Origin of the sequence: Pantoea sp. EABMAA-21, from assembly GCF_030053335.1 — a bacterium.
Classification (GTDB): domain Bacteria; phylum Pseudomonadota; class Gammaproteobacteria; order Enterobacterales; family Enterobacteriaceae; genus Pantoea; species Pantoea communis.
The window spans coordinates 72894-85771 of record NZ_JASGBX010000001.1 but is presented as its reverse complement, the minus strand read 5'-3'; the positions used below and the strand labels follow the sequence as shown (position 1 = coordinate 85771).

Sequence of the window (12878 nt, the reverse complement as noted above, 5' to 3'; positions counted from 1 at the left end):
CCAAGGGCTTTCAGGCGATTACTGCGGTAATGAAGCTTTCAAACGCTGTGCTGCTACGGCCAGATTGGTTTCCGATACTGAGGCATACGAAATACGCAGCGTTGAAGTATCTGGATTATCACAGTAGAAAAACTCACCCGGGACATACACCACACCCTTGCTCAGCGTGGTTTTCAGCCATTCGGTGGTGTTGAAAGCTTCCCTGAACGTTGCCCACAGGAACATGCCACCCAGCGGGCGATAGAAGTGCAGCTTATCCCCCAACTCCGTCTCCAGCGCTGCACACAATGCATCGCACTTCTGCTTATAGGCTGCGCGGATCAAGCGAATCTGCTCCGGCAAGCGACCGGTTTCCAGATAATGACGCGTCAGGGATTGTGACAAGGCACTGGTGTGCAGATCCGTTGCCTGCTTCAGGTTCACCACTGATGACTTCAACCAGCCCGGCATGGTGATCCAGCCAACGCGTGCGCCCGGTGCCAGGATTTTGGAGAAGGTCGAGGTATAAATCACATTCTCGCTGGCCCCCATCGCTTGCGCATGGGATTTTAATGGGCGGAATGTCTGATTGGTGAAGTTGATCTCGCTGTAGGGATCGTCTTCAAAAATCAGGAAATCATACTGCTTCGCCAGCGCGACTAACTGCTGACGACGCGCATCAGATAAGGTGACGCCGCTTGGATTGCCAAAGGTCGGAACGATATACACGGCTTTGATTGGTGTCTGTTTGACTAGCTCTTCCAGCTCATCAACAATCATGCCTTCGCCGTCAGTGCCAACAGATTTGAACTGCGCTTCAGCCAACTGGAAAACCTGCAATGCGGCGAGATAAGTTGGACGCTCCACCACCACCACATCACCGGGGTTGATTAACGCGCGGGCGAGAATATCCAGTGACTGCTGGGAGCCAGAAGTGATCACCACGTCGTCTGGCGTGCAATCAATACCGCGGTCGGCTGAAATGCGGCAGATCGCTTCACGTAATAGCGGATCCCCTTCACTCAAGCCATACTGAAATGCGTTGTGACCATCCTGCGACAAGGCGCGATCCATGGCGATCTGCAGGCCTTCGGTATCAAACAGGTCGGGATTCGGGATGCCACCACCCAGAGAGATCACCCCTTCCATTTTGCTGTGTTTCAATAAATCCCGAATGGCAGATGAATGAATGCGTTGAACGCTTTTGGACAATTTTTGCGACGACATAAAACCTTTACCTGATTATTTTTTTCTAAGACTAAATTCATAACATAAGTTAGCTAAGCTGATAATCACATTTTCACTGTCTGGCAAAGAGAATTTAGTGCCGGAAGGTAACTACCGATATTGAGAAAAAATCACCTGTTGAAACTAACGAAAAAAGGCGGAGGGGTAAGCTCCGCCTTGTTTCAAGTTCCGGTCAGTGCGCCTGACCGGTCAGTTGCAAAAGGGCAACGATGATTTGCAGGATCACCCGGACCAGGTCCAGGAGTAACCGAACAAGTTCCATCACTTTCCTTCTCCTCTGACAGGAGCGCGCTTTTCAGCCTTCGGAGCTTTGACTCCACCCGCCGATGGCCTGAGCACAGCTGTGAGGAGTGCTGAGCGCCACTCATTGTGGAAGCCACAGGCCAGCACCACCTGAAACCTGCCGGGATTTGACAATCCGCGCCCCTGGGAGTCATCAGAAAACAATGAGACTGCGCTCGCCACTCAACACCTGTATAACCATACAGTACTTTTGCGAAACTTGAAATATTCCCCCGCACATTTTATGATTTGATTTGTGAGGAGTGCTGAGCACCCCGTTCGCAGCGCGGTTACCAGCCGGTTAGCGAACATAAAAAAAGGATTTGGCTATCAAGCCAAATCCTTTTTTATTGCCTGCAGAAATCAATTGGCAGAGCTGATACGCCAAATGGCATTACCTGCATCATCCGCGATCAGCACACCGCCCTGCTGATCTGATGCCAGTCCCACTGGTAAGCCCCGTACCTGTTTTTGGTCATCGGTCAGGAATCCGGTCACCACCGGCTGTGGCTGACCAACCGGTTTCCCGTTTTCGAATTTCACCCACACCACCTGATAGCCATTCAACGGCGTGCGGTTCCAACTGCCATGTTCACTGATAAATGCCCCTCCGCGATACTGCGGCATGTTATCTGCGCCATAGAACAGCAAGCCAAGCGGTGCCACGTGTGAACTGAGCGCGTAATCTGGCTTGATGGCTTTTTCTACTAAGTCAGGCCGCTGAGGCTGCGCCCGCACATCGACATGTTGGCCATAATAGCTGTATGGCCAGCCGTAAAAGCCTTTGTCCTGCACCGAGGTCATATAATCCGGCACCAGGTCCGAGCCAATCTCGTCGCGTTCATTAACGATCGCCCACAGCTTGCCCGTTTGCGGTTCCCATTGCAGACCGGTGGGGTTGCGCAGCCCACTGGCATAGATACGGCTGGCACCGCTCGCCGCATCGACTTCGAGTACCGCCGCTCGACGATATTCGGCACCAATGCCATTTTCCGTAATGTTGCTGTTTGACCCTACCCCGACATATAGCCTGCTGCCGTCGGGGCTGGCCAGCAGTGACTTAGTCCAGTGATGGTTAATCGGCCCGCCGGGCAGTTCAGTCACCACCACCGGCGGCGTACGAATCTCAGTTTGTCCGTTTTCATACGGGAATTTCACCAGGCTATCGGCGTTGGCAACATACAACGTATTGCCCACCAGCTGCATGCCAAACGGCGCGGTCAGGTTATCGATAAATCGATGCTGCTCCCACTTGCCGTTCACATTACGCAACAGCGTAATACGATTGCCACCGGCCCCGCCTTTGCCCGAAGCATTTTTTACGATGCCGGTAATGAGATCTTTCGGCGCGGTTGTCGGTTTCGGTGTGCCGTTGGATTCGGCCACCAGCACATCATTGTTCGGCAGCACCAGTACCTGACGTGGATGCTGTAAGTTATCAGCGATCTTTTCAATCTTCAGCCCCTCCGCCACTTTTGGCATTTCACCGGCTTTCCAGGGGATACCCTCCGGCACCTGCATCGGCGGTACAAAGAAGTTTTGCGCCTGGGGGAGTTCAGGATTGGGGCCAATCTGTTTTTGCGGATCGATAAGTGAGCCATCATCACAAGCGCTGAGAAGCATGGCGAGGGTCACTGCACTCAAAATCTGTTTCATGCGCGACCTCCTGCTGTAATGCGTCCACGCAGCGCTAACTGCACGTTGGCGAGCAACAGCAGTGCCACCACCAGAGTCGACAACGTTACCCCAAGCGGCACCACGGCATACGCATCACGACTGTGAATAAAGGCATTTGCGATAGCCACGACGATGGCCAGCAGTGACAGCCAGAAATGGGTCTTTTCACTGGGATAAGGCCCGCGGAATAAGTAAACAAGACTGATTAATCTTGGCAGGATAGCGAGCACCAGACCGATAGCAATCAACCAACTGGCTGATTTGGTCCACATGATGACGAAGGTTTGCAGATAGATGATATCGAACAGCCAGGCCGCAACAAAAAAGCCCAGCGGTAGCGGTTCCAGCAGAGCGTAAAGCCCCACCGCAAACGCTGAACGTCCCGAGGTATACAACATTTCACTCTCCCTATTACGTTTATTATTCAGGCGATGGCTGCGTTTCGCTTCCCCGAAATCGCAGCCAACCGCCTGTAAAATATTAGTAAAGATGAAGAGTAATGCGCGCGATTACCGCAAAAAGCCTAAAGGTTATGACTTATCCGCAGGCAGTGTCACCCAGTAACCCGGCTGATAAGGCAATGGCAGAAACTTTTCATGGAACTCACGGAAGGTGGCGTCAGGATCGATATCTTTGAACAGATCCGGATGCAGCCACTTGGCCATCGCCTGAATCGCGACAAACTGATATGGGCTGTCGTAGAACTGGTGCCAGATGGCGTGTGCATTGCCGTTGTGGGCAACCGGCAGGGTTTTAAACGCATCGCGCATCATCAGCAACTTCAGACGTGCCGTGGCTTCTTTGGTGTCTGCGCCAGGGCCAACGCCCACCCATTTGCCCACGGTGTTGTAGTTCTTCCAGTTGGCACCGGTCACTACCACCACATCCGGACGGCTGGCAATGATTTGCTCTGGGTTCAGGGTACCGAAGGTGCCAGGGATCAGATCTTTAGCGATATTGCTCCCGCCGGAGATTTCGACCATCTGACCAAAATTCTCATTACCAAACGACATGCAGCATTCATCGGTGTAGCCACCTGCACGATCAATCATCACTTTTGGACGTGTGCCGGTGAAGTTTTTCAGGCGATCGGTCACCTTTTCGATCTGCGCGAGGCGGAAAGCCACAATCTCTTCAGCACGCTGCGGGTTATTGACCAGTTCGCCCATGATGCGGATGCTCTTCTCGGCGTGCTCCATCGGCTTCTCGCGGAAGTCGATAAACACCACCGGTACACCAACCGCCTGCAACTTTTCAATCAACTTGCCTTCATCCGTGGCGGCTTTTGATTCGAGGTTCATCAGCACCAGGTCCGGCTTTAACGTCAGCGCCTGCTCAACGTTGAAGGTGCCGTCTTTCGCCCCACCAAAGGTAGGCAGCTTTTTAATTTCCGGATACTTGTTCTCATAAGCCATATAACCGTCATAGTCGGCCTTATGGAAATCATCACGCCAGCCCACTACGCGATGGAAAGGCGCGGCGGTATCGAATGCCGCCAGCAGATACATCTTACGCCCTTCACCCAGAATGATACGTTTGGATTCTTCTTTGACTTCAACCTGACGCCCTGCGATGTCAGTGATGATTTTTGCCGAAGCAGAACCCGTTACAGCCAGTAACCCCAGTGCTAACAGCCATTTTTTCATTGTGTCTACCCATACAAATGATAATGATTATTATTAAAATTTCGCGGCGTCACTATTACCTGGCAGACGCGAAATGAAAAGCCCCTGAGACACATTTTTTTACATCCCCTTGCCGTTTTTCTTACTGTGTAGCCGCTCACAAAACGACCTCCTTTCGTGAAAGTGCTCACAGCACCCCATGCAACTGCCCAGGTAATGACCTTCTCTTCCCGCATTTCACCTAATGCGTAAACAAATTGTGAACGCTAAATTACGAATTGAAACGCTGTTTTATTTTTAATTTAACGCTCGCCCTGAGCATGGAAATCCTGTCTGGAGGTCTTACCGTGAAGATCAGCGCCATTGATGTCACCCTCTTTACCTACCCTACGCGCCGCGTATCAGATAGCGCGGGCCACTCGCACCCTGGTGCAGAAACCGATGCGCAAATGGCGCTGCTCACGCTGACCAGCGAAGACGGCGATTGCGGATATGCTTTCGCACCAGCCGAAGTCATACGGCCGCATGTGGTCAACGCCTTCTTCCGTAAGGTGCTGATCGGGCAAAACGCCTTCGATCGTGAACGCTTGTGGCAGGATTTAGTGCACTGGCAGCGTGGCAGCGCGCACCAACTCACTGAGCGCGCACTCTCCGCTGTCGAACAAGCCATGTGGGATCTGATTGGCCGCAAGCTTAAACAACCGGTGCATAAGCTAATGGGCGGTTACCGTGAAAAAATTCCCGCTTACGGCAGCACCATGTGCGGCGATGAGTTGGAGGGTGGCCTCTCAACGCCGGACGAGTACGCCCAGTTTGCCGAGAGGTTGGTAGCACGCGGTTATCAAGCCATAAAACTGCATACCTGGATGCCGCCGGTTTCTTTCGCCCCCAGCACCTCAATGGATATCAAAGCCTGTGCCGCGGTACGCGAAGCGGTAGGTCCGGATATCGCCCTGATGCTGGATGGCTACCACTGGTACAGTCGCAGCGAGGCACTCACCATAGGTAAAGCGCTGGAGAAGCTTAACTTCGCCTGGTTTGAAGAACCGATGGAAGAGGAGAGTATGGCCTCTTACGCCTGGCTGGCGGAAAATCTCAGCATTGACGTACTCGGCCCGGAAAGCCTCGGCGGCAAACACCACAGTCGTGCCGACTGGGTGCGTGCAGGTGCCTGTGACATCCTGCGTGCCGGAGCCAACGGCGTCGGTGGCATCTCTGCCACCCTGAAAGTGGCCAGCCTGGCAGAAGCCTTCGGCATGGATTGTGAAGTGCACGGCAACGGCGCGGCCAGCATCGCGGTGGTGGGTGCCATTCGTAACTGCCGTTGGTACGAACGGGGGTTGTTGCACCCTTTCCTCGATTACGAACAGCCGCCGGCCTACCTCAATAGCCTGGTCGATCCGATGGACGATCAGGGCTTTGTTCACCTGCCTACCCGGCCTGGACTTGGGGAGGACATTAATTTCAGCTGGATTGAAACCCACACGCTCAATCGCTGGTAAGCGTCGAACACAAGCAGTACGGCAAACAACTATAAACCTCTGACCTGCTGGACTTTGCTTATGAACATATCTCGTTATTGCAGAGCATGGTGCGCCGCGCTAATGCTGCTCACGGGTAGCCCGTCGCTGCTGGCCGCCACGCCAGACGACCAGTTGATCGTGGGCATGAACATGAACAACCTATTGACGCTCGATCCCGCTGCCATGACCGGCAATGAAGTGGTGGGCATTGTGGTCAATCTTTATGATGGGCTCGTCGAGTTAGATCCGCGCCAGCTCACCCACGTGCGCCCTGCTCTGGCGGAACGTTGGGAGATCAGCGCCGATCATCGCCAACTCACTTTCCATCTGCGCGAAGGCGTGCATTTCCATTCCGGTAACCCACTCACCAGCGAAGACGTGATTTGGTCGATGCGCAGGGTGTTGCATCTCAATCTGGCCCAGGCGTCAGTGTGGAAATCCTATGGCTTCAGTAAAGACAACGTGGATCAGATGATCACTGCACCTGATGCCCGCACGGTGGTGATCCAGCTGCCTAAGCCGAACGATCCGCAACTGGTGATCTACTCCCTGGCAGCACTCGGCAGCATGGTGGTGCTGGACAGTAAAACTGTACAGGCCAACGCGGTGAACGATGACTGGGGCAACCGCTGGCTGACCACGCACGAAGCCGGTTCCGGCCCGTTCCGTCTTGATGTCTGGCAGGCCAAAGATGTATTGCGCATGAGCAGGGATGAAAATTACTGGCGTGGCGCTCCCAGGTTAACCCGCGTGGTGTTTCGGCATTTGCAGGAGTCACAAACCTTGCGCTTGATGATGGAGAAAGGCGATATCGACATTGCCAGTAACATGGCCATTCCTGATGTGCAGGCGCTGCGCCACGATCCGGATCTCACCATTGATGCGGTGCAGAAAGGCACCCTTTATTACCTGGCGATGAGCATGAAGGATAACCACTTCGCCAATCCGCAGGTGCGCGAAGCCGTGCGCTACTTAGTCGATTATCAGGGCATCAATAAAACCCTGATGGCCGGTTATGGCACTTTGCATCAGCGTCCGATCCAGTCTGGTATGCCTGAAACACTGCCCGATCCCGGCTATCGTCTTGATGTGCCGCGAGCCAAAGCATTGCTGGCCGCAGCGGGCTACCCCAATGGCTTCGACACCACCTTGCGTGTGCTGGCCGATCAACCGTTCCTGAACATTGCTATCGCCATTCAATCCACGCTGATGCAGGCAGGCATTCGCGCCAAAATCATCACCGGCACTGGCAACCAGATTTATGGCGCAATGCGCGAACGTCAGTTCAATCTGCTGGTGGGGCGTGGCGGCAGTGGTGTTGAACCGCATCCGCACTCCAGTTTGCGATCGCTGGTGTACAACCCGAATAACGCCGACAGCGCCCGACTCACCAACTTCCAGGGCTGGCGCACCAGCTTCTACGATGCTCAGCTTAATCAGATGATCGATCAGGCGCTGCTGGAACGAGACAGTCTCAAACAGCAGCAGGATTACGTGGCGATTCAGCAGCGTTACGACCAGTTGATCCCGGCGCTGATGCCGATTTCGCAGATGACGGATTCGGTGGTGGTAAATAATCGCGTACAGGATTATGTGCCGCATCCTTCTGCCACCACCTTCCTGCGTGATGTGTGGAAAACGCCAGACAGCCTGGCCGGAGGTGTCCAATGACCTTAACCAAACGCCACTGGCGGCGGGTGCGCAGCCGCGCATTGCAGGTCGCCATCACGCTGTTCGGCCTGTTGCTGCTGACCTTTTTTATTGGCCGCGTGATGCCGCTCGATCCGGTACTGGCGATTGTTGGACCGGATGCCGACCACGCCACTTACCAGCAGGTTTATCACCAGTTAGGCTTTGATAAACCGCTGTGGATGCAGTTCTGGATCTACCTGCAAGGCTTGCTGCACGGCAATTTTGGGCTGGCGCTGCTCACCGGGCAGCCGGTGATTAACGATATCCTGCGTGTGTTCCCGGCCACCCTGGAACTCGCCACGCTGGCGATTGTACTTGGCACCGGACTCGGCGTACCGCTGGGCGTCTGGGCTGCGGCACGCCGCAACAGCCTGGTGGATTATCTGGTGCGCATTATCAGTCTGGCCGGTTACTCCACGCCAATCTTCTGGGTCGGCATGATCGGTTTACTGCTGTTCTACGCGCATTTGGGTTGGGTCGGCGGTGCCGGTCGGGTCGATTTCAGTCTGGATGGTATTGTTCCGCGCCGTACAGGTTTGCTGCTGGTGGATGCACTGCTGGCAGGCAATATCAAGGTGTTTAACAACGCGCTCAATCATCTGATCCTGCCCGCTTCGCTGTTGGGTTTCCACTCACTGGCCTACATCAGTCGCATGACGCGCAGCTTTATGCTGGCGCAGCTGTCGCAGGAGTTCATTTTGACTGCGCGAGTGAAAGGCCTGACCGAGTGGCAGGTGATCTGGCAACACGCATTCCGCAACATTCTGGTGCAGTTGCTGACGGTGGTAGCACTGGCGTACGGATCCCTGCTCGAAGGCGCGGTGCTGATTGAAACCGTGTTCTCCTGGCCTGGCTTTGGCTCTTACCTCACCGGCAGTTTGATGCTCGGCGATATGAATGCGGTGATGGGCTGCGTATTGGTGGTCGGCCTGATTTTCGTGCTGCTTAACCTGCTCTCTGACCTGCTTTATCAGGTATTCGATCCGAGGACCAAAGTATGACTGCCTCTCTCGATCTGCTTCATGCCAGCAGCACGCGCGAACGTGTGGCGCGCTATCGTCGTACGCTTTCGCGAATCGGCCATTTCCTGTGGCAAATGGCTTGTAACCCTCTCACGGCCATCGGCGGCGGCATCATTTTACTGTTGCTGATCGTGGCGCTGTTTGCGCCGTGGATCGCCCCCTACCCCCCCTTGATTCAGGATTTGAATAACGCACTCACGCCGCCGAACGCGCAGCACTGGTTTGGCACCGATGAGTTTGGACGCGACATCTTCAGCCGCTTAGTGTGGGGCGCGCGCATTACCTTGTATATCGTCATGCTGGTGTCGATCACCGTCGGGCCATTAGGCCTGCTGTTGGGCGTCACCGCCGGCTACTTTGGCGGCAAAGTGGACAGCGTATTAATGCGCGTCACCGATATCTTCATCTCATTCCCGAGCCTGGTGCTGGCGCTGGCGTTTGTCGCGGCGCTTGGCCCCGGCCTGGAACATGTGGTGATGGCGATTACCCTCACCGCCTGGCCGCCGATTGCTCGACTGGCACGCGCGGAAGCGTTGTCGCTGCGGCAGGCAGACTTTGTCTCTGCCGTGCGCCTGCAAGGTGCCTCGTCTCTGCGTATTTTGTGGAAGCATATTGTGCCGCTGTGTCTGCCTTCGGTGATCATCCGCATCACCATGAATATGGCGGGCATCATTTTGACCGCGGCAGGTCTGGGTTTCCTCGGTTTAGGCGCGCAGCCACCCGACCCGGAATGGGGTGCGATGATCGCCAGTGGCCGCACGTATATGCTGGAGTGCTGGTGGGTGGTCACCGTGCCTGGGTTAGCGATTCTGATCAACAGTCTGGCGTTTAACTTTTTAGGAGATGGCTTACGTGACATCCTCGATCCCCGCAGCGAATAGCGTTGCTCCCCTGCTCGACGTGCAGGATCTTCAGGTTAACTTCGTTAACGGACGCCAGATTACCCCAGCAGTGCGCGGCATCTCTTTTCAGTTAGGCAAAGAGAAACTGGCCATCGTTGGCGAATCAGGCTCAGGTAAATCCACGGTGGGCCGCGCGCTGTTGCAACTGCATCCGCGCAGCGCGCAAGTCACTGCCCAGCGCATGCAGTTTGCTGATGTCGATCTGCTGCGGGCTTCTCCTGCACAAATGCGTGCCGTGCGCGGCAAACGTATTTCGATGATCATGCAGGACCCGAAATACTCACTGAATCCCGTGGTATGCGTGGGTGAACAAATTGCCGAAGCCTGGCGCAGTCACCATCCGGGGCAGCGTGAGGTGGCACGCCAGCGGGCGCTGGAGATGCTGGAGGTGGTGCAGATCCGCGATCCTCAGCGCGTCTATCAGTGCTACCCACATGAGATCTCCGGCGGACAAGGTCAGCGTGTGATGATCGCCATGATGCTGATTACCGACCCGGAACTGCTGATCGCCGATGAACCGACCTCGGCGCTGGATGTTTCCGTTCGCTTGCAGGTATTGACGCTGCTGGATGAACTGGTGCAACAGCGCGGACTGGGCCTGATCTTTATCAGTCACGACCTCAATCTGGTGCGGCGCTTTTGCGATCGCGTATTGGTGATGTATGCCGGTCGCGTGGTCGAATCGCTGTCTGCCGATCAACTCGACCACGCCCAGCATCCTTATACCTAGGGATTACTGGCCGCGCTGCCGGATATGGATGCGCGCCGTTCTCGGTTGCCAGTGCTACAGCGCCAGGCCAGCTGGTTACAACCTTAAGGAGTGAGCATGAACGAGATGATCCGTGTGAGTCACCTTAATCTCAGCTTTGGCGAGGACGAGCAGCGCAATCAGGTGCTATATGACGTCAATTTGTCGGTGCGTGAAGGAGAAATTTTTGGTCTGGTCGGCGAGTCTGGATCGGGGAAAACCACGGTGCTGAAATGTCTTGCCGGGCTGTTTACCCATTGGGATGGAGATCTCGCCATTGCAGGACGAAAACTGGAGCATCGCATTGATCGTGCCCTCTGCCGCCAGGTGCAGATGGTGTTCCAGGATCCTTATGGCTCGTTGCATCCGCGCCATACTATTGGCGACATTCTTGAAGAGCCGCTGCATATTCACGGTATCGGACAACGTTCCCAGCGCGTGATTACCATGCTGGAAAAAGTGGGCTTGAACCGCGCCTGGCAAACTCGTTATCCGCATCAGCTTTCGGGCGGTCAGCGTCAGCGTGTGGCGATTGCACGTGCGTTAATCCTCGAACCGCGCGTGCTGTTACTGGATGAGCCGACCTCGGCGCTGGATGTTTCCGTACAGGCAGAGATCCTGAACCTGTTGAGTGATTTACAGCAGCAGGAGAATCTTACTTATTTAATGGTGACACACGATCTCGGTGTGGTGGCGCATCTGTGCCATCGGGTTGCCGTCATGCAGCACGGGAAAATGTTGGAGACGCTGGATGTCGATGCATTGGTGGGGAATCGCGCGCAAGTGGCGTATACACAGATGTTGGTGGAGTCGAGTAGGGCTTAAACGGTACGGGTTGCCATTAACGGGGATGGCGCTGAGGTGAGTTCTGATCAGGTGCGCAAGGGTGCGCACCTGATTTGAGTAGCAAGATCCGCTTAACAGCAGCGCATTAAAGCAATTCACGCACGTATCGCACGATATCCTGATTCTGTCCGTGTTCGAACAGGCACTCCTGCAAACGCGCCCCGCTCACTGCGGTTTTTACCAACTCAGGGTCCAGCGCGCGCAGTGAATCGAGGTAATTGTCTTTCATCAGCGCGGCTTTGACTTCATTGAGAATGCCCGCATTGCGCACCTGCGGCTCTTTGCGCTCTGGCGGGTAACCCAGACCTTTTTCGCCGGTAAAGGCCTTCTCAAAGATAAAGCGCAGATTCAGTTCAGCACCCCAGCCAAAACCTTTGGCGAACGGCAGCGAAAGCGCGTTGCCATTGTTGATCTGAGCAAACAGATAGGCATCAGCGGGATCGATACAATAGCCACACACCACGCCAGGATGCAGGTTGAGCGATACCAAGGCGCCCTGTCCGGTGCCACAACCGGCGACCACAAAGTCCACCGCTTTGCTGTTAAGCAGGACGCTGGCCATGATGCCGAGGTGAATATAAGTCAGATGGTGATCCTGCTCGTCGCTCATGCCGACGTTGAATACCTGATGGCCGAGCGGTTGCGCGACGGTTTGCAGCTCCTTCCATACGGTTGCGTTCTTAGCGGCCTGGCTATTTTCCATCATCAAAGCGATTTTCATGATCCATCCTCAAATTAAATTGAAACACTGTTTCATTTTAATCAAGGTGCGCTAAAATGCAGCCCTGAAATGCCCTTTTCGGTGTGATTTACGTCACACATTGATGAAGTCACTGGTGAGGAGAACCCATGTTTATTTATAAAAGCGCAACCACTCAGGAAGACCTCGGTAACGGCGTGAAGAGGCGAGTCATGGCCCACGGGGGACGGATGATGGCGGTCGAAGTGACCTTTGAGAAGGATGCGGTTGGACCGTTGCATCATCATCCACATGAACAACTAACCTACGTGTTGTCGGGCCGTTTCGCTTTTACGATTGATGGGCTTACGCAGGAGGTCGGCGCTGGAGATACGTTGTATAAAGCGCCCAATGTGGTGCACGGCTGCGTTTGTCTGGAAGCGGGTACCCTGCTGGATACCTTTACACCGCAGCGCGAGGATTTCCTCGGAGCGCGGTAGATAGCGGATACACATGCAGTTGCATCTCTGGATAGTGCATGCGTTCCTGCTGGATTGCCGCTTGTCTGTTAAACGATCAGCGTTAACGCAGTCTGGGGCCGCTTTGGGGCTGGCGGTCCTCGCGCCGCTAACACGGAGCCTTCATGTCATTCGTT

General features: G+C 54.8%; 11 protein-coding genes and 1 pseudogene. 7 read left to right on the top strand and 5 right to left on the bottom strand.

Annotated features, from left to right (window positions below; genetic code table 11):
• Positions 1-18: 18 nt before the first annotated feature.
• The 4 genes from QMZ65_RS00395 to QMZ65_RS00380 form a co-directional block, all read right to left on the bottom strand.
• On the bottom strand, positions 19-1206 hold the full coding sequence (locus QMZ65_RS00395) for an aminotransferase-like domain-containing protein (RefSeq protein WP_160867259.1): 1188 nt from the start codon (positions 1204-1206) through the stop codon (positions 19-21).
• A gap of 666 nt (positions 1207-1872) precedes the next feature.
• On the bottom strand, positions 1873-3165 hold the full coding sequence (locus tag QMZ65_RS00390) for a PQQ-dependent sugar dehydrogenase (protein WP_097117183.1): 1293 nt from the start codon (positions 3163-3165) through the stop codon (positions 1873-1875).
• Complete coding sequence (locus QMZ65_RS00385) at positions 3162-3584, bottom strand: DUF2231 domain-containing protein (RefSeq protein WP_166931240.1); 423 nt, start codon at positions 3582-3584, stop codon at positions 3162-3164. Before QMZ65_RS00385 ends, QMZ65_RS00390 begins: the two co-directional genes overlap by 4 nt.
• A gap of 132 nt (positions 3585-3716) precedes the next feature.
• Positions 3717-4832, bottom strand: coding sequence for an ABC transporter substrate-binding protein (locus tag QMZ65_RS00380; protein ID WP_283215166.1), 1116 nt, complete (start codon positions 4830-4832; stop codon positions 3717-3719).
• A gap of 299 nt (positions 4833-5131) precedes the next feature.
• Between QMZ65_RS00380 and QMZ65_RS00375 the strand changes: the two genes are divergently transcribed.
• The 6 genes and pseudogenes from QMZ65_RS00375 (at position 5132) to QMZ65_RS00350 (ending at position 11523) form a co-directional block, all read left to right on the top strand.
• The gene (locus QMZ65_RS00375; RefSeq protein WP_441339528.1) at positions 5132-6313 is read left to right on the top strand and encodes a mandelate racemase family protein; all 1182 of its coding nucleotides are present in this window, start codon (positions 5132-5134) and stop codon (positions 6311-6313) included.
• A gap of 60 nt (positions 6314-6373) precedes the next feature.
• Positions 6374-8005, top strand: coding sequence for an ABC transporter substrate-binding protein (locus tag QMZ65_RS00370; protein ID WP_283215165.1), 1632 nt, complete (start codon positions 6374-6376; stop codon positions 8003-8005).
• Positions 8002-9027, top strand: a complete 1026-nt coding sequence (locus QMZ65_RS00365; RefSeq protein WP_283215164.1) for an ABC transporter permease — start codon at positions 8002-8004, stop codon at positions 9025-9027. The genes QMZ65_RS00370 and QMZ65_RS00365 overlap by 4 nt, the downstream gene beginning before the upstream one ends.
• Complete coding sequence (locus QMZ65_RS00360) at positions 9024-9929, top strand: ABC transporter permease (protein WP_283215163.1); 906 nt, start codon at positions 9024-9026, stop codon at positions 9927-9929. The genes QMZ65_RS00365 and QMZ65_RS00360 overlap by 4 nt, the downstream gene beginning before the upstream one ends.
• Positions 9901-10767, top strand: a pseudogene (locus QMZ65_RS00355) (ABC transporter ATP-binding protein). Before QMZ65_RS00360 ends, QMZ65_RS00355 begins: the two are co-directional and overlap by 29 nt.
• An 18-nt stretch (positions 10768-10785) precedes the next feature.
• Positions 10786-11523: an ABC transporter ATP-binding protein gene (locus QMZ65_RS00350; protein WP_160832985.1), complete on the top strand. Its 738-nt coding sequence runs from the start codon at positions 10786-10788 to the stop codon at positions 11521-11523.
• Between the two features lie 106 nt (positions 11524-11629).
• Here the strand turns inward: QMZ65_RS00350 and QMZ65_RS00345 are convergent, their stop codons facing one another.
• Entirely contained in the window at positions 11630-12265 is a 636-nt protein-coding gene (locus tag QMZ65_RS00345; RefSeq protein ID WP_034827257.1) for an RpiB/LacA/LacB family sugar-phosphate isomerase, read from the bottom strand.
• Positions 12266-12393: 128 nt separating this feature from the next.
• Here QMZ65_RS00345 and QMZ65_RS00340 point away from each other — a divergent pair, with 128 nt between their 5' ends.
• A complete protein-coding gene (locus QMZ65_RS00340; protein ID WP_034827258.1) occupies positions 12394-12723 on the top strand; it encodes a cupin domain-containing protein in 330 nt (109 codons plus the stop codon).
• The last annotated feature ends 155 nt before the right edge of the window (positions 12724-12878 follow it).